General features: G+C 29.4%; 18 protein-coding genes. 9 read left to right on the top strand and 9 right to left on the bottom strand.

From position 1 onward, the window contains the following. Positions 1 to 625: 625 nt before the first annotated feature. The 3 genes from GPX08_RS09780 to GPX08_RS09770 form a co-directional block, all read right to left on the bottom strand. Positions 626 to 784: a DUF1540 domain-containing protein gene (locus GPX08_RS09780; RefSeq protein ID WP_156626631.1), complete on the bottom strand. Its 159-nt coding sequence runs from the start codon at positions 782 to 784 to the stop codon at positions 626 to 628. A 417-nt stretch (positions 785 to 1,201) separates the two neighbouring features. Then, entirely contained in the window at positions 1,202 to 1,678 is a 477-nt protein-coding gene (gene tnpA / locus GPX08_RS09775) for an IS200/IS605 family transposase (protein WP_156626630.1), read from the bottom strand. A gap of 184 nt (positions 1,679 to 1,862) precedes the next feature. Then, positions 1,863 to 2,468 carry an FMN-dependent NADH-azoreductase gene (locus GPX08_RS09770; protein WP_156626629.1) on the bottom strand — a complete coding sequence of 202 codons (606 nt, stop codon included), beginning with the start codon at positions 2,466 to 2,468 and terminating at the stop codon, positions 1,863 to 1,865. Between the two features lie 160 nt (positions 2,469 to 2,628). On the opposite strand from GPX08_RS09770, the gene GPX08_RS09765 reads away from it, so the two are divergent. Then, positions 2,629 to 2,994, top strand: a complete 366-nt coding sequence (locus GPX08_RS09765) for a transcriptional regulator (RefSeq protein WP_156626628.1) — start codon at positions 2,629 to 2,631, stop codon at positions 2,992 to 2,994. A 55-nt stretch (positions 2,995 to 3,049) separates the two neighbouring features. Here the strand turns inward: GPX08_RS09765 and sdaAA are convergent, their stop codons facing one another. From sdaAA to GPX08_RS09745, 4 genes are all read right to left on the bottom strand, one after another. Continuing rightward, complete coding sequence (gene sdaAA / locus GPX08_RS09760; protein ID WP_136007815.1) at positions 3,050 to 3,943, bottom strand: L-serine ammonia-lyase, iron-sulfur-dependent, subunit alpha; 894 nt, start codon at positions 3,941 to 3,943, stop codon at positions 3,050 to 3,052. Next, positions 3,933 to 4,613 (bottom strand): L-serine ammonia-lyase, iron-sulfur-dependent, subunit beta, encoded by a 681-nt coding sequence (gene sdaAB / locus GPX08_RS09755; RefSeq protein ID WP_156626627.1) that lies wholly within the window; start codon positions 4,611 to 4,613, stop codon positions 3,933 to 3,935. Before sdaAB ends, sdaAA begins: the two co-directional genes overlap by 11 nt. A 218-nt stretch (positions 4,614 to 4,831) precedes the next feature. Further along, on the bottom strand, positions 4,832 to 5,461 hold the full coding sequence (locus GPX08_RS09750; RefSeq protein ID WP_156626626.1) for a hypothetical protein: 630 nt from the start codon (positions 5,459 to 5,461) through the stop codon (positions 4,832 to 4,834). A gap of 377 nt (positions 5,462 to 5,838) precedes the next feature. Continuing rightward, the gene (locus GPX08_RS09745; protein ID WP_156626625.1) at positions 5,839 to 7,491 is read right to left on the bottom strand and encodes a nucleoside kinase; all 1,653 of its coding nucleotides are present in this window, start codon (positions 7,489 to 7,491) and stop codon (positions 5,839 to 5,841) included. 302 nt (positions 7,492 to 7,793) lie between these two features. Here GPX08_RS09745 and GPX08_RS09740 point away from each other — a divergent pair, with 302 nt between their 5' ends. Both GPX08_RS09740 and GPX08_RS09735 read left to right on the top strand, forming a co-directional pair. Next, complete coding sequence (locus GPX08_RS09740; protein ID WP_156626624.1) at positions 7,794 to 8,510, top strand: DUF421 domain-containing protein; 717 nt, start codon at positions 7,794 to 7,796, stop codon at positions 8,508 to 8,510. Then, complete coding sequence (locus GPX08_RS09735) at positions 8,507 to 8,887, top strand: DUF4363 family protein (protein WP_156626623.1); 381 nt, start codon at positions 8,507 to 8,509, stop codon at positions 8,885 to 8,887. The genes GPX08_RS09740 and GPX08_RS09735 overlap by 4 nt, the downstream gene beginning before the upstream one ends. Before the next feature lie 231 nt (positions 8,888 to 9,118). Here the strand turns inward: GPX08_RS09735 and GPX08_RS09730 are convergent, their stop codons facing one another. Beyond that, the gene (locus GPX08_RS09730; RefSeq protein WP_156626622.1) at positions 9,119 to 9,592 is read right to left on the bottom strand and encodes a hypothetical protein; all 474 of its coding nucleotides are present in this window, start codon (positions 9,590 to 9,592) and stop codon (positions 9,119 to 9,121) included. A 728-nt stretch (positions 9,593 to 10,320) separates the two neighbouring features. Here GPX08_RS09730 and GPX08_RS09725 point away from each other — a divergent pair. From GPX08_RS09725 to GPX08_RS09715, 3 genes are read left to right on the top strand one after another with little or no spacing between them, the layout of a single operon-like run. Beyond that, positions 10,321 to 11,544 (top strand): argininosuccinate synthase, encoded by a 1,224-nt coding sequence (locus GPX08_RS09725; protein ID WP_156626621.1) that lies wholly within the window; start codon positions 10,321 to 10,323, stop codon positions 11,542 to 11,544. A gap of 2 nt (positions 11,545 to 11,546) precedes the next feature. Continuing rightward, on the top strand, positions 11,547 to 12,947 hold the full coding sequence (gene argH, locus GPX08_RS09720; protein ID WP_156626620.1) for an argininosuccinate lyase: 1,401 nt from the start codon (positions 11,547 to 11,549) through the stop codon (positions 12,945 to 12,947). Continuing rightward, the gene (locus GPX08_RS09715; protein ID WP_156626619.1) at positions 12,935 to 13,972 is read left to right on the top strand and encodes an N-acetyl-gamma-glutamyl-phosphate reductase; all 1,038 of its coding nucleotides are present in this window, start codon (positions 12,935 to 12,937) and stop codon (positions 13,970 to 13,972) included. Before argH ends, GPX08_RS09715 begins: the two co-directional genes overlap by 13 nt. Before the next feature lie 2 nt (positions 13,973 to 13,974). On the opposite strand, the gene GPX08_RS09710 is transcribed toward GPX08_RS09715, so the two are convergent. After that, a complete protein-coding gene (locus GPX08_RS09710; RefSeq protein ID WP_156626618.1) occupies positions 13,975 to 14,331 on the bottom strand; it encodes a four helix bundle protein in 357 nt (118 codons plus the stop codon). 143 nt (positions 14,332 to 14,474) lie between these two features. On the opposite strand from GPX08_RS09710, the gene argJ reads away from it, so the two are divergent. The 3 genes from argJ (at position 14,475) to GPX08_RS09695 (ending at position 17,954) form a co-directional block, all read left to right on the top strand. After that, entirely contained in the window at positions 14,475 to 15,698 is a 1,224-nt protein-coding gene (gene argJ / locus GPX08_RS09705; protein ID WP_156626617.1) for a bifunctional glutamate N-acetyltransferase/amino-acid acetyltransferase ArgJ, read from the top strand. A gap of 15 nt (positions 15,699 to 15,713) precedes the next feature. Continuing rightward, positions 15,714 to 16,568 (top strand): acetylglutamate kinase, encoded by an 855-nt coding sequence (gene argB, locus GPX08_RS09700; RefSeq protein WP_156626616.1) that lies wholly within the window; start codon positions 15,714 to 15,716, stop codon positions 16,566 to 16,568. 204 nt (positions 16,569 to 16,772) lie between these two features. Further along, on the top strand, positions 16,773 to 17,954 hold the full coding sequence (locus GPX08_RS09695; protein ID WP_156626615.1) for an acetylornithine/succinylornithine family transaminase: 1,182 nt from the start codon (positions 16,773 to 16,775) through the stop codon (positions 17,952 to 17,954). Positions 17,955 to 18,048 lie beyond the last annotated feature (94 nt).

Raw genomic sequence — 18,048 nt, 5'->3', positions numbered from 1 at the left:
AATTAATACTTAATATAGCTTAATAGCTATACTTATCCTTTAACCCTTGTACTAAACAATTAATATAAATAATAATTAGTCCATAAAATAAAAAAATTCCATCCTCAAATAGGATGAAATATAAAATACTTCAATAATGCCACCTATGCATTTCTCTCCAGGTACAGAAAACTCGATACCCTGTTATTTTAACGGCTAACTCCCGTGCACCCATACTAAAACTTCTGGCTACCACCTCAAAGATCCATTCAATAATAGCTACAGTATTTGGCTCCCACCACCCCAAATTCGCTGGATCTAAATTCTATTACATACTACTTCTTATCACAGGCTTTAATTTTTAATGTTATTATATGGAATATAAACCCAAAATGCAATAGTTTTTCGAAAATATTTTTAATTTGAATTATATACTTTTATTAAAGAAAGTTTTTAGGCGCCTTATAGAAATGATGAAACTTTACTAATAAAATATATTACACAAAAGAGGCTGTTGCAAAATCAGCCTAATAAAGAATTACTAATAAAGAATTATTTTTCAAAACTCCATCAGAAGTTTTTTCATTAATTTTTTATTCTTCATTCTCAATTATCAATTATGCAACAGCCCCTTTATAAGGTATTACTATCTTAATTCAAAAGAATTACAGTCTGTACATTGTACTTGAGTTGGATTCTTTTCATGAGTTCCAACTTGAATTACATTTAATGTACAATATTTTTCAGAAGTATTATTATACTTACATTGTTCAACTGTACACTTTATATTCGGATTCTTATCCATTAAAATCACCACCTTACCCTCTTAGTATTTACGTTAAATTTTATACTATTCCTAAAAATATATAATTTAATAATGTAAAATCTAGAATAAGTAGGTTATGTACTAAAATTCGAAGCATTTTAGTAATGAAAGAATGAAAAAATGAAAGAATTCCTAAAAAATCCTTACAGATTTTTTAAAGGAAATCTTTAAAACAAAAGATATTTTGCATTGCAAAACATCTTCCTTCATTTTTTCATTCTCTTAATTTTTTCATTTTAATATGCTTCGCATTTTAAAACTTACAGTCATGTACCACCAGCTTAGCTGGTGGCTTGATTAAGCCCTATAAGGGCATGGTACTGGCAGCACTACTCGTGCTCTGAAAAACTGCCAATCGCAAAACTTTTACAGCTAACACCCTCATCGGGTGTTTTTTTATTTGCTACCTTTTACTGGCGATCCCGTAAAGGGATCAATATATTCTTTCATGCTTATTTGTTCTGCTATTTGATCTTCTTCGATTTGATTTTGTATATATTTTGCAATTGCAGTTTTATTTCTTCCTACTGTATCAACATAATATCCTCTACACCAAAAATGTCTATTCCCATATTTATATTTTAAATGTGCAAATCTATCAAAAATCATTAAGCTACTTTTACCTTTTAATGTTCCCATAAATTTTGCCACACTCATTTTAGGTGGGACAGCTACTAACATATGTATGTGATCTTTACATGCATTCGCTTCGATTATCTCTACTCCCATTCTCATACATATAGTTCTTAATATTTTTCCTATCTCTACTTTATATTTTCCATATATTATTTGTCTTCTATACTTCGGTGCAAATACTATGTGATATTGACACCTCCATTTTGTATGTGCTAAGCTTTCTATGTCGTTACCCATACGACACACCTCCTATGATTTTATTATTTTACGATTGTCAGTCGTTTTAATTTTATCATAGGAGTTTTTCTGTTCAGAGCTTAAGCCCTTTTGACCACCGGCATAGCCAGTGGTTTTCAATACAAAAAAAGCTATATCACTCTCTAAAAAATTGATATAGCTTATTAATTACAGTTTTATGTTATTAGAAATTTTTTGCAATTTCTTTAGCTTCTTCTACTGAATCAGAAACTATCTTATCTATATCCATACCCATTACATCTAGGTTTTCAACAGCTATACTCTTAACATCTTTAACTCCAAAGAATGCAAGTATAGTTCTTAAGTATCTTTCACCCATTTCAAATTGTGAACCTATTTCACTAGAGTAATCTCCACCTCTACCTGAAACTATTAAAGCCTTATTAGCCTTACAAATTCCAACTGGACCATTTGCTGTGTATTTAAATGTTATTCCTGTAACACTTGTATAGTCAAAATAAGCTTTAACTATAGCTGGTGTTCCTAAATTCCACATTGGTGCTGCAATAACAATCTTATCTACTTCTGCTATTTGGTAAGCATACTTTAATATTGGATGATTTCTGCTTGCTGATGTCTTTTCACCAAAAACTGCAGTTAAATCTTCAGCTTTTAAGAAGTTTATTCCTTCATTATATAAATCTAATGTTATTATTTCATCTTCAGGATTTAAAGTTCTATATTCTTCAATAAAACTATCTGATACCTTAAATGTTCTTGATTGTCCTTCCGGCTTAATATTTGCTTTTATATATAATACTTTTTTCATCATTATCCTCCACTATAAATCCTTTTTGGAAATATATCTTTTATTTGTTATAATATAAATGATAGTTTAAAATTTATCAACTTTCAAGTAGACACTTTTATTATACCTAGTATCAAAAATGATACTAATTCTCATTTATTAACGTTAAAGGAGATAACTAATGGAGAAATTTACAATTGAACATAAAGATTGTTTTTATGATAAGAATTCTGATAACCACGAGGTTTGTCCTATGATTTTAGTACACAAACTTATATCTGGTAAATGGAAAATACTAATACTATGGTACTTATGTGATGGACCTCTTAGATTTACAGATATAAAGAAAAGTTTGCCAAATGTTACACAAAAAATGTTGACGAATCAATTAAGAAGCTTAGAAGAAGATAACTTAATTTATAGAAAAGTGTATCCAGTTGTTCCAGCAAAGGTTGAATATGGATTAACAGAAGTTGGAATGAAAATTATTCCTGTCTTAAAAGCCATGCATAATTATGGAGAAGAATACATATCTATGAATAAATAAAAACCATATAATATTGCAACATTTTTAAGCAATATTATATGGTTTTTATTATAATTTATTCGTCTCCAAAAACCTTTTTCCTTAATTCTAGCCCAGCTTTTGTTACTGCTACTCCTCCAAGAGCTGTTTCCCTTAATGCTGCTGGTAAGCTTCTACCTACCTTATACATTGCTGATAATGCATCATCGAAAGGAATTTTTGATTCTACTCCAGCCATAACTAAATCAGCTGTGCATAAGGCACTTATCGCTCCTGATGAATTTCTTTTTGCACAAGGAACTTCAACTAATCCTGCAACTGGATCACATACAAGTCCCATTACATTTTTAAATACTATTGCTCCAGCATCTAATGACATCTTTGGAGTTCCGCCCATCATTTCTACTACAGCACCTGCTGCCATAGCTGCTGCTGAACCACACTCTGCTTGGCAACCACCTTCTGCTCCTGCAAAAGTAGCGTTTCTTCCAATTATCATTCCAATTGCTGAAGATGCAAATAAAGCTTTTATTAAATCTTCATCAGATTTTCCAAGCCTTTCTCCTGCTGTTAAAATTACTGCTGGAATTATTCCACAAGATCCTGCTGTTGGGCAAGCTACTATTCTTCCCATTGAAGCATTTACCTCTGAAGATGATAAAGCCATTGCCATAGCTAAAATCATAGTATCTCCAGTTAGTGATTTACCACTTTTTAAATATTCTTGAAGCTTATATCCATCTCCACCAATAAGTCCACTTACTGAATAAACTTCTTTTTCTCTTGCTTCTGTTGCTCCATGTCTCATTACATCAAGAGTTTTCTTCATTTTTAAAAATAAATCTTCTCTTGAAACTTCTCTATCTTCCATTTCTCTTCTAATTGCATATTCACTTAAAGAAATAGAATTTTCTTCGCAAATCTTAATTAACTCTTCTCCTGATCTTGCTATGTCCAAACTACTCACCATCCTCTATCTTGTTAATTAATATTACTTTTTCTATACCTTCAACCTTTTTAATTTCTTCAATTAACTCATCTGAAACCTTTCCATCTAACTCAAAAGTCATAGTAGCATTTTTTCCTTTTTGACTTCTTCCAAGTGTTAAAAAAGCTATGTTAACTTCACTATCATATAAAATATTAGTAACCTTTGCTACAGTCCCTGGTATATCCCTATGAGATGTTATAATTGTTGAATATGCTCCAGTAAACTTAACTTCATTACCGTTAATATTAACTATTTCAATATTTCCTCCACCTATTGAAGAACCTGTAATTTCACATTCATTACCATTCTTAAGCTTCATTAAAAACTTAACTGTATTAGGATGGTAGTCTCCTAAATCCACATCTTTAAAAGTAATTTTAATTCCCTTTTCTTTAGCAATTTCTAATGAATCTCTTAGTCTTTCATCTGAGGGATCCATTCCCATTATTCCAGCAACTAAAGCTCTATCAGTACCATGTCCCTTATAAGTTTTCCCAAAGGAACCATGAAGTAAAAATGTTACCTCAATTACATCATCTCCAGCTATAGTTCTAGCAACTTTTCCAAGTCTTGCTGCCCCTGCTGTATGAGAAGAAGATGGACCTATCATTATTGGTCCTAGTATATCAAAAACACCCATTCCACTCATGCATTTTCTCCTTTTGTATAAATTATTGTTCTGTGGTAAGAACAGTCTTATTATAAATAAAAATTAGTAAATCGTATTTATTAAAAACCAATATAATTATAGAGCCATCGTAATGATATAACAATGAATAATTAAAAAAATATAATAATTTTTAAAACTCATCTAGAAGTTTTTCCATAAATTCTTCATTTTTAATTACGAGATAGCGCTACCCTATATTAATTAAAAAGTTTACCTAAGCTTAAATTATATATTTTCATTAAGTATGGACTTTCTTTAAAATACATTACATATTTATTACCATTCTTATTAAATTCAATAGTATTTAAATCAGTACTTCTTCTAAGTTTAATTTTATCAATTTCAGTTTTTTTATACTTAAAAGTATGTTTTCCTCTTAAAATTTCAACTTCATCTCTGTCAATATTGTACACATTATTAGGTACTATTTTCTTTAATATCATTGCATAAAAAATAAACAGAATAAGTAAAATAAATGATATTACTATATCTCTATTCCCAAAACCAATTATCATTGGCATAAAAAATATAATGAAAGGTAAGCTAGCAATAGAACTTCTATAATTCATATAATCAAATAAAATATTTTCCTTATTAAGCTCTAGTCTTAAGTTCTCTAACTTTTCTCTTTCACTAAATAATAACTTAGCAATATTTAAGGAATATATCCTTCCACTATAAGTTAATATTCCTAATAAAACCTCGTCATAAAAAGCACTTCTTATTTCTTCTCTTTTTATAATTTTCTTTCTAAAAGTTCCTTTGTAAATTAAATTTTCTTCATCTAAAAGTATCATATTCTTTCCGTAATCATCTTTTAGAACCATAAACTCTCCTTATTATACACATAAACTTTATACATATTATGCTCAGTCCGACCTCTCAAAATTTAAAGAAAAATTTAGCTTATACTAAATTTAAAACAACTGAAATTTCAAAACTCCCTTAGGAGCTTTTTCAATAATTCTTCATTCTTAATTTAACTACTTTAAGCAATTTAACATTTAAAGTACTGTATTAAGAAGTTGCAACAGACCTACAATTAACGATCCTATTGAAATTCAGCTTGTCTGAATTTTTTCCTTCAGTTATCCTTAGTTCTATAAAATTATATTGTTTTTGGACTCTGTAACATATTATGCGTAGGTCAACTTGGAACTCGCGAGGTCGACAGGGCATAATATGTTACAGAGTCCTACGCAATCTAATATTTGTAGAAGTCACTGCCTCCAATGAATTCTCTAAGAATACTATTAGTTGGAACATATTCCTTATCAATTTCTTTAAAGAATCCAAGGAAGGATTTAAGTCTGCTTGCTAATATATAAACTGGACTATCTTCCTTTATCTTGTCTAATTCTTCTAAGGCATATTTCTTTAAAACGCATAATTCATATACTAATGTTGAGTTAAACATAACATCTGCTTCTTCTTGGAATACAAATATATTTTTTTCTTCACCTCTTCTTATGGATGGCCACAATTTTAATGTATCTTCTGCTCCATACCCTCTAGATAAGAAGTCTCTTACTATTCTTCTAACTCTTCTAATATCTGTAGTTGCAATTCTATTATGATTATCTAAATTTAGTTGCGTTAGAGCTGAAATATATATTTTAAACTTTTGCTTATCTGAAATTAAAGAAGTAAGCATTGGATTTAGACCATGAATTCCTTCTATTAATATCACTCCATTATTAGGTAGTTTAATAATATTATTAACCCATTCTCTTTCCCCCTTTTTAAAATTAAAGCTAGGGATTTCTACTTCCTCCCCCTTAAGGAGACTAGCCAAATGCTTATTGAAAAGTTCAATATCTATAGAATATATACTTTCAAAATCAAATTCTCCATTTTCATCTTTTGGAGTATTCTCCCTATCTACAAAATAATCATCTAAAGAAATAGGTACAGGCACATATCCGTTTACCCTTAGCTGAACTGATAGTCTATTTGCAAAAGTGGTCTTTCCTGAAGAACTTGGACCTGCAATAAGTACTACCTTTGTTTCCTTTCTTTCATTAATCATATCTGCAATTTGAGCAATTTTCTTTTCATGCAGCGCTTCAGATACCATAATTAAATCTCTAAGTTCATGCTTTTCCACCTTATCATTTAATGAACCAACCTCACCTACTCCAATAATATCAAGCCATCTTTCTGTTTCTAAGAATATATTAGATAGTTTTCTATTTTCTTTAAATACCCCTAAACTTTCTAAATCATTTTTTAGTGGAAATCTTATAACAAAACCTGGATTATAATAAATTAAATCAAAGGCCTTTATAACTCCAGTTGAATAAGCCATTTGTCCATAAAAATAATCATATCTTCCATCTAACTCATATAAATTTACAGTCTCAAAATCCACATGCTTAAGAAGAGATGTTTTATCCTCCATACCATATCCTCTGAAAATCTCAATTGCCTCTTCTCTTTTAACTTTTATTTTATTAATCGGAAGATCTTTATCAATAAGCTCCTTCATTCTCTCTTTAATTACATATATATCTTCTTCATTTAAAGCTTCTTCTTTATGAAGCTCACCAAATACTCCATCACTAAGACTATGCTCAATAGTTATAGTTGCTTCTTTAAATAAATCTAAAGCTGCTTTTATAAAAATGAACTGTAATGTTCTTGTATAAATTTTATAACCAATAGTGCTACTAAAGTTTATAAGCTCTAAGTCTCCATCCTCTTCTATAGTCTTATATAATTCAAAATATTTATTATTTAACTTGCATAATGCTACATCATTAGAATTAATTTTTAATTTACTATCAATAAATTCCTTATATGTAGTACCCCTTTCTGCAATATATTCTTTATTATTATATTTAATCTTATAAATCATATCTTTGCCTCCATATATCTCATTACTACTTATTAATATCTCTATACCTTATATTATATACTGAAAAGTACTTCTGTACTAAAATGCGAAGCATTTTATTAATGAAAGAATTAAAAAATGAAAGAATGTCTAAAAAAATCCTTACATATTTTTTTAAGAAAATCTTTAAAACAAAAGAGATTTTGCGTTGCAAAACCTCTTCCTTCATTTTTTCATTCTTTCATTTCTTAATTTTATAACTACCATTTCATCAGTATAAATCCATACTTAAATGGAATAATAATTTAGAGGTGGTTAGTTTTATGTTTATTGTCTTAATACGTACTATATTTTTATATGCCTTAGTTATATTAGTCATAAGACTTATGGGTAAAAGACAAGTTGGAGAATTACAACCTTATGAATTTGTAATAACAATTATGATTTCTGACTTAGCTGCTCTTCCTATGCAGGACACTAGGCTTCCGTTAATTTTAGGTATAATTCCAATAATAACTTTACTTTTTATCAAAACTATACTTTCCTTAATTCAATTAAAAAGCCAAAAAGCTAGGCAAATACTCGAAGGTGAACCTTGCATTTTAATTTCTAGAGGGAAAATTCGTTTTGATGCCCTGAAAAAGCAACAAATTAATTTAGATGAGCTTATGGAAGAAATAAGATTGGCTGGATATTTTGATTTAAGTGAAATAGAATTTGGAATACTAGAAAATAACGGACAAATGTCATTTTTAACTTCAAATAATTCTAGTAGTTCAAATAGTAGTCAAAATAGCAGTGAAAGCCAAAGTAGTAATAACTCACAAGGCAGAAAAAGGCCTCAATTGCCTGTAATTTATGTCCTTGATGGAAAAATTAATAAAAATACATTAACTAAATCAAAACAAGATAGTGATTGGATAATAAAAGAATTAAAAAAGCATCATGTAAGTTCAATTGAGGATGTTGTAATTGCAATGACAGATACTAATGGTAAGTTTATATATCAATTGCATAAGGATGGTGAGGCTCGAATATGAAAAATACCTACATATCAGTTGTCCTTTTTGCAGTATTAATAGCAGTATTATTTTTTCTAAACTATAAGTTTACTGATTTATGTGATGAAATAGTTCTTAATTGTGATGACATTGAGATTTTGCTAAATGATTATGATGAAGAAAGTGCTTATGAGAAATCAGTAAATCTTCTAAACTTAATAACTGAAAAAGCTGATATACCAGCTATATACTTAAATCATGTAGACTATGATTTACTAAAAAATGATTCTTTAAAGCTTTCCTTATATATTAGAGGAGATGACAGAGCAGAATCCTTAGCTACTCTTCACGCATTACGTTCAACAGCCCAGCATTTAAAAGAGTTACAAAGTCCTAATATAAAAAATTTATTGTAAAGAATTCTTTAAAGCATAAAAAACTTTATACATTTATAAATATAACTCTATTTTTAAGAATAGTTTTGAAAATAAGATGTTTAAAAAGGACCGATGAATCATTGGTCCTTTTAGTTCGTTATTTATTAAGACAGATCTTAATATTAAAAAGGTAGCATAAAAAAAGTTGCTACCTTTAAATTTACATATTATAAAAACTGTCACTACTTTTAGATTATTGACAAATGGATCTTATTTAACTATTTTATATCTATAAATAAGATGTTTTTCCTCTTCTATAATTAAATTTGAATCATCTATAGGATATAATAATACTTCTGCTTCATCGTCAGACTTTTCCGTTTTAATTCTAAAAAAATCCTTATGTTGTTGTATTACATTTTGGTTTTTTAAATCATATGAAAAAAGTATGATACGTGCATCAAAGATTTCATAAAAATTAATTATATAATTCTCATCAATAGTTATTAATTTTTTATCTTTTGAATAGAAATTCTCTATAAAAGAGTCAATTTCTTTTATTTGTTCATTTAAACCTGAGTCTATTACAACAAATCCATCTTTTTCAGCTTGTTCAATTGAATAATCCACAGGTAGATTTAAGATTTTATCAACAATCTTGTCTTGTCCACCTGATGTGATACTGCATGAAGTAGCTAAGAAAATAACAAATAAAATTAATAAAATCAAAAGTTTATTTTTCATTCTTAAACAGCATACCATGACCTTCCTAAAGAGTATCTTAGATTATGTTCATAATATGTGTATTGATAAGCCCCATATTTATAAACATCTATTTTCTTTTATAAGGTTATCATTATTTACAATATTATTCAACATTGTTAATATTTAAATTTATTCTATTTAAAAATACTTTTAAATTTGGCATTATTGACTTGACAAATAGAATAAGTTTGATTTGCTAAATATAACTTACTTGTCCTTACTTAAAGGTAGATGCACTGTAATTTGTTTAACTATATATGTTAGGAATATTGAAAATAGTAAATAATCTTTTACACCTTATCGTATCTTTTTCAGTTTTAAACAATTCTATCCTTTTAAACCAATACATAATTTATAAGATCTTTCATTGCAACACCATGAAACTCAATCATAAACTTTTTTTCATTCTCCTACTTCTTAATCAATATATAAACATTCATACAACTCAAAAGTTTTATGCATAATTAATTATTTTTATTACATAATTTTAATTTTTATGCAGAAATATTGTATAAATATTAATATTGCTATTGCATAATTATACTTAGATAGGTATAATTATAAACATATTTAAAATATAATGAAAATTTAGAAATGAATAACAGAAAATTTAGAAGAATTTTATTTCATTAATTTGGAACAAATTACATCCTAAATTATTCATCGTTAACTGTTAATTGTTAATTATAAAAAAGGGGGCTTTTAATATGAAAAAATATAATAAGGTTGTACTAGCATACTCAGGGGGACTTGATACTTCAATAATCATTTCTTGGCTTAAAGAAAATTATGGCTGTGAAGTAATTGCAGTAGTTGGTAATGTTGGACAAAAGGACGAGCTTGAAGGATTAGAAGAAAAGGCACTTAAAACTGGGGCATCAAAGTGTTATATAGAAGATTTAACTAAGGAATTTGTTAATGACTATATCTTCCCTACTATTCAAGCTAATGCAATATATGAAGGAAAATATCTACTGGGAACTTCTTTTGCAAGACCCATTATAGGAAAAAGATTGGTTGAAATTGCACTTTTAGAGGGAGCAGATGCTATATGTCATGGTTGTACTGGTAAAGGAAATGACCAAGTTAGATTTGAACTTGCCGTTAAGGCTTTTGCACCTGACATGGATATTATAGCTCCTTGGAGAATTTGGGATATTAAATCAAGGGAAGAAGAAATAGAATATGCATTAGAGAGAAAGATTCCTATTTCTATAAGCTATGAAACTAATTATAGCAAGGATAAAAATTTATGGCACTTAAGTCATGAAGGTTTAGATTTAGAAGATCCAAGTAATGAACCTAAATATGATAAAATCTTAGAATTATCTAACACCTTAGAAAAGGCTCCAGATAAGGCAACATATATTACATTAAAATTCGAAAAAGGAATTCCAGTTGCTTTAGATGGTGAAGAATTGGATGGTGTTACTTTAATAGAGAAATTAAATAAAATTGGTGGCGAAAATGCCATTGGAATTATAGATATGGTTGAGAATAGACTTGTTGGAATGAAGTCTAGAGGAGTTTATGAAACTCCAGGTGGAACTATTCTTTATAAGGCTCATAAGGATTTAGAAGAACTTTGCTTAGATAAAGAAACTGCTCATTATAAAGAAGTAATTGCATTAAAATTTGCAGAACTTGTTTACAATGGACAATGGTACACACCACTTAGAGAAGCTATAACTGCTTTTATAGATAAAACTCAAGAAAATGTTACTGGTGAAGTTAAACTTAAATTATATAAAGGAAATTTAGTTAATGCTGGAATGACATCTCCATACTCTTTATATAGTGAAGAATATGCTACTTTTGGAGAAGATGCTGTATATAATCAAAAGGATTCAGCAGGATTTATTAATCTATTTGGACTACCTATCACTGTAAATTCAAAAATGAAGGAATCCCTAAAGAAGGCTGGTAAATAATTATGAAACTTTGGGGTGGACGTTTTGAAAAAGGAGTTAATTCATTAGTAAATGACTTTAACTCCTCAATAAGAGTAGATTCAAGGATGTATAAAGAAGATATCTTAGGTAGTTTAGCTCACGCAAATATGTTAGGTAAGCAAGATATAATTCCAGAAGAAGATAGTTTAAAAATAATAGCAGGATTAAAATCAATTTTAGAAAGAATAGAAAATGGAGTAATTAAAATAGATGAGTCATCTGAGGATATTCATAGCTTTGTTGAAGGAACTTTAACTTACTATATTGGTGATGAAGGAAAGAAGCTTCATACTGGTAGAAGTAGAAATGACCAAGTTACTTTAGATACAAAATTATATTTAAAGGGAGCTTTAAAAGAATTATCAAAGGATGTTATTAATCTTCAAGAAGTCATTTATAAAAAGGCTGAAGAAAATGTAACTACAATAATGCCTGGATATACTCATATGCAAAAGGCACAACCTATAACATTCGCGCATCACATATTAGCTTATGCTGAAATGTTTAAGAGAGATTTAAGCAGAATCTTAGATTGCTATAAGAGATTAGATGAAATGCCTCTAGGTAGTGGTGCTCTTGCAACCTCCACTTACAATATAGATAGAAATATGGTAGCTAAGGAACTTGGCTTCTCCTCTATTACTAATAATAGTTTAGACTCTGTTTCAGATAGAGATTATGCAATAGAAAGCTTATCAGTTTTATCAATGATAATGATGCATTTATCAAGGTTTTCAGAAGAAATTATTCTTTGGGCAACTAATGAATTCAGCTTTATAGAATTAGCTGATGAATACAGTACTGGTAGCAGTATAATGCCTCAAAAGAAAAATCCTGATGTAGCTGAACTTGTAAGAGGAAAAACAGGAAGAGTTTATGGTGACTTAATGACTCTTTTAACAGTTATGAAGGGGTTACCACTAGCCTATAACAAAGATATGCAAGAAGATAAAGAAGCTTTATTTGATGCATTAGATACAGCTAAGCTTTCTCTTAAAACTTTCACTGGTATGTTAGACACATTAAAAGTTAGTAAGACTAATATGAAAAAAGGAGCTGCTTTAGGCTTTACAAATGCCACTGATGTAGCAGATTACTTAGTTAAAAAAGGTGTTGCCTTCAGAGTAGCTCATGAAATAGTTGGCGAAATAGTTCTTTATTGTATAAAGAAAGATTTAGCAATTGATGATTTATCTATGGAAGAATTTAAAAACTTCTCACCAATATTTGAAGAAGATATTTATGTAACAATAGATTTAATCACTTGTTTAGAAGAAAGAAAAGTATTTGGAGGACCTAGTTCCTCTTCAGTAAAAATACAATTAGATTTACTAAAAGAATCAATTAAAAATACTAAGGAGGCTATCGCATGCTTAAAGTAGGGATTATTGGAGCTACAGGTTATGTTGGTGCAGAGCTACTTAGACTTTTATTAAACCATCCAAAGGTTAAGGTTGAAGCCATAAGTTCTGTATCTTATGAAGGTAAAGAAATATCATCTATATACAAAAACTTTTATGGGGTAACTAATTTAATATGTGAAAATCAAGATGAAGTAATAAAAAAATGTGATGTAATATATGCTGCACTTCCTCATGGATTAAGCGAAGAAATTGCAGAACTCGTATATAAAGAAAATAAAGTCTTAATAGATCTTGGGGCAGATTTTAGACTTGAAAATGAAGAAGACTATAAATATTGGTATGGCAAAGAATATAACTATAAAGATCTTCATAAAGAAAGTATTTATGCTTTACCTGAATTTAATAGGGATAAAATAAAGGACTATAAGATAATAGCTAATCCAGGCTGCTATCCAACATCAATAGAACTTGGACTTATGCCTTTGTTAAAAAATTCTCTTATAAAAACTGATAATATAATTTGTGATTCAAAATCTGGAGCTACTGGTGCAGGAAGAGGTCTTACTTTAAAATCTCACTATCCTGAGCTAAATGAAAACTTTTCGCCTTATGGTATAGGCTCACATAGACATACTCCTGAAATAGAGGAATGTTTATCTAAAATAGCTGATGAAAAGGTACAAGTAACCTTCACTCCTCACCTACTACCAATAAACAGAGGAATAGTTTCAACAATTTATTGTAGTCCTAAATCTAAGAATGTAAACTTAGAAGAACTTCATAAATTATATTCAGAATTTTACAAAAACGAAGCATTTGTAAATGTGCTTCCACTTTGGGAAATAGCTTCAATAAAAGAAGTTAAACACACTAATTTCTGCAATATTTCATTACATCTAAATCACAGAAAAGACGGAATAATAATAGTAAGCGCTATTGATAATATGATAAAAGGCGCTGCCGGACAAGCCATACAGAATATGAATATAATTCTAGGCTTCGAAGAAACTGATGGGTTAAAATTAATTTCTGCAGGAAATTAATTTTAATGAAAGAATGAAAAAATGAAAAAAATCAATAATGAAGGAATTAAGTAATGAAGTAATGAAGTAATAAAAGAATTAAGGAATTGTGATATTAGAGAGTTATAAGGAATTGCTTTAATTAATAAATTTATCCAGTATTCAGACTCATTTGCTTCCTTTAATGCAATACTCATTTTACTGATAAAATCTTTCTTACTTTGAGCATATTGAGCCTCTGTTACATTCGCTCCAATCGAAGTTGCTGATCTAACTAACTGTTTTGATAAAATATATTCTTTTTCGTTTTTTAACTTTAGATATAATTTTACTATATCTAAACTGAAGTTAAAACTTTTATCTAATATGGCATTTTTCATAAACTTAATCACCTCTAGTTAGATTATTAGCTTTATAATATTGATTTTATTAATTTTTGTAAATTATTTACTAATATTAAATTTTACTTCACCTTTAATTTCTTCATTTTTTCATTTTTCCAATTACTAAAAAAGGGGGATTTATTTTGAAACTACTATCTAATCAAGGTGTTACAGCACCTAAGGGATTCCTTGCATCTGGGATTCACTGTGGACTTAAAAAGAATAATTTAAAGCTAGATTTAGCTCTTATATACTCAAAAGTGCCAGCTACTGCTGCTGGAGTATATACTAAAAATAAAGTTAAGGGAGCTCCTATTTATATAACTAAGGAGCATTTATCTAATAAAAAAGCTCAAGCTATTATCGTTAATAGTGGAAATGCTAATACATGCAATGGAAATGATGGATTAGTAAAGGCTAAAAGAATGGCTGAACTTCAGGGGAAAGCTCTTAGATTAAAAACTAGTGATATACTGGTTGCTTCTACTGGAGTTATTGGGGTTCCTCTAAATATTGATGCTATCAAAAATGGAATTCCAATGCTAACTGAAAGACTTTCAAAGGAAGGCTACGAAGATGCTGCTACAGCAATAATGACTACAGATACTTATAAAAAGCAACTTGCCTTTGAATTTAAAATAAATGATAAGGTAGTTACAATTGGGGCTATGGCTAAGGGATCTGGAATGATTGAGCCAAATATGGGAACTATGCTTTCCTTTATTACAACTGATTTAAATATTTCTGGTGAAATGTTATCTGAAGCATTAAAAGAAAGTACTAAAATAAGCTATAACAGAGTAAGTGTTGATGGAGATACAAGTACTAACGATATGGTTCTAGTACTAGCTAATGGTTTAGCTTCTAATGAAGAAATTACTGAAAAGAACGATGCTTACTATACTTTCTTAGATGTATTAAACACTTTAAATATTACTCTTGCTAAAATGATTGCTAAAGATGGTGAAGGGGCTACTAAGCTTATTGAATGCATAGTAAGTAACTGTAAATCTGAAAAAGATGCAGAAATACTTTCTAAAAGTGTTATAAATTCACCACTTGTAAAGACCGCAATCTTCGGTAGTGATGCTAACTGGGGCAGAATATTATGTGCTCTTGGTTATTCTGGAATAAATATTAATCCAGATAAGGTTAATCTTGCATTTAAAAGCTCTGTTGGGTCAATAGATATATGCAAAGACGGAATGCCTATACCTTTTGATGAAGTAAAAGCAAAAGAAATATTATTAAAAGATGAAATTCAAATCCTAGTAAATATGAATTCAGGAGAATGTTCTTCAAAGGCTTGGGGATGCGACTTAAGCTATGATTATGTAAAAATCAATGGAGATTATAGAAGCTAAAGGAGGCGCTAGAAAGTGAATTATACAGAACATGCTAAGGTACTAACTCAAGCACTTCCCTACATTCAATCCCTATCTGGAAAGATTGTAGTTATAAAATATGGTGGAAATGCTATGACTAGTGAAGAACTTAGGAAAAGCGTTGCAACTGATATAGTATTAATGCAATGCGTTGGTTTAAAGCCTGTTATTGTACATGGTGGTGGCCCTGATATTTCAGGCTTCCTAAGTAAAATAGGTCAAGAAAGTAAATTTATAGATGGTCTTAGATATACTGATGAAAAGACTATGGAAATAGTACAAATGGTCTTAGGTGGTAAGGTCAATAAAGATATAGTTTCATTAATAGAAAGTGCTGGTGGTAAAGCTATTGGCTTAACTGGTTTAGATGGATCCTTTATAAAAGCAAAGAAATTAGAAGGTCCTGTAGATCTTGGATATGTTGGAGAAATAACATCAATAGATACTAATATAATTGATATGGCCCTTTCAGATGGATATATCCCAGTAATAGGATCAGTCGCAATAGGTGAAAACTCTACTCAAGCCTACAATATAAATGCTGACACATGTGCATCTAAATTATCAGCTGCAGTAAAAGCAGAAAAGCTTATATTATTAACTAATGTGCCTGGACTAATGGTAAATCCAAAAGACCCAGCTTCACTAATTTCAAAATTAAGACCACATGAAGTTAAAAAATTATATGCAGATAAAATAGTACAAGGTGGAATGATTCCAAAGATAGATTGTTGCGTAGAAGCAGTAAGAATGGGAGTTAAGACAGCTCATATCATTGATGGAACTTTACCTCACTCAATACTACTTGAACTACTATCAAATGAAGGAATTGGAACAATGATCTACTAGACTGTGCTATCGCACAATGAAAAATTAAAAATGAATAATGAAAAATTAATGAAAAAACTCCTTAAGAAGTTTTGAAAATAAATTAATTTTAGTAATTCTGTAAGAATTACATCAATAATTCTTCATTTTTAATTCTTAATTCCGGCTGTTTTTTCGACAGCCCCATTAATTTCTAACTGTTAACTCAAAAAAGGGGGTTTTCAAATGTCAAATAATTTACCTTTAATGTCAACTTACTCCTATCTTCCTGTTAATTTAGTTACAGGAGAAGGTTCTTACCTTTTTGATGATAAAGGAAATAAATATATAGATTTTACTAGTGGAATAGGTGTTAATAGCCTTGGCTATGGGGACAAAGAATGGATTCAAGCTATTACTGACACTGTTTCTACATTGCAACACACATCAAATATTTTCTTAAATGAAAAGGCTTTAACTTTAGCTGAAAAGCTAGTTGAAATTACAAAGATGGATAAAGTTTTTCTTTGTAATTCTGGGGCAGAAGCTAATGAAGGAGCTATAAAGCTTGCTAGAAAATATAGTTTTGATAAGTATGGATTAAATAGACATAAAGTATTAACTTTAAAACAATCTTTCCATGGCAGAACTTTAGCTACATTAACAGCTACTGGTCAAGATAAATTCCACAACTACTTCTTCCCTTTCCCAGATGGATTTGATTATGTGGAAGCTAATAATGTACAAGACTTTAAAAATAAAGCAAGTAACGAAGTTTGCGCTATTATTATGGAAGCTATTCAAGGAGAAGGTGGAGTTCATCCTTTAGACTCTGATTTTGTTAAAGAAGTTTATGATACTTGTAAAGAAAAAGACATTATCTTAATTTTCGATGAAGTGCAATGTGGAATTGGAAGAACTGGAAAAGTATTTGGTTATGAATACTACGATGTAAAACCTGATATAGTTACAGTTGCAAAAGGATTAGGAGCTGGACTTCCTATAGGTGGATTCTTATGTACTAAAAAATTATCACAAACTTTCAATCCTGGAGATCATGGAACTACTTTTGGAGGAAATCCTGTTGTATGTTCTGGAGCTTTAGTAGTATTAGAAAAACTTTGCACTGAAAATGCATTAAAAGAAATTGAAGAAAAAGGACAATACTTAAAATCTTTATTAAAAAACATTAACTCTTCTATTGTAAAAGATGTAAGAGGAAATGGATTAATGATAGGAATAGAAGTAACTGTTCCACCTGCTGAAATTCAAAAAAAGGCACTAGAAAAAGGCTTGTTAGTACTAACTGCTGGAAAGAACGTAGTTAGACTACTTCCTCCACTAGTAATTTCTAAAGAAGAAATTGAAGCTGGAGCAAGGATTATAGAATGCATAATTAATGAATATTGCATAATGGATAATGCATAATTAAAAATTATAAATGAAGAATTAATAATGAAATAATGAAAAGATATAAATAGATTCAGCTTGGGATGAATTTCTAACTCTAATTCTTTATAAA

The organism is Clostridium tertium (genome assembly GCF_902652255.1).
Lineage (GTDB): Bacteria > Bacillota > Clostridia > Clostridiales > Clostridiaceae > Clostridium > Clostridium tertium_A.
The sequence above is the reverse complement of the archived record's forward strand: the minus strand, read 5'-3'. Positions and strand labels throughout refer to the sequence as shown.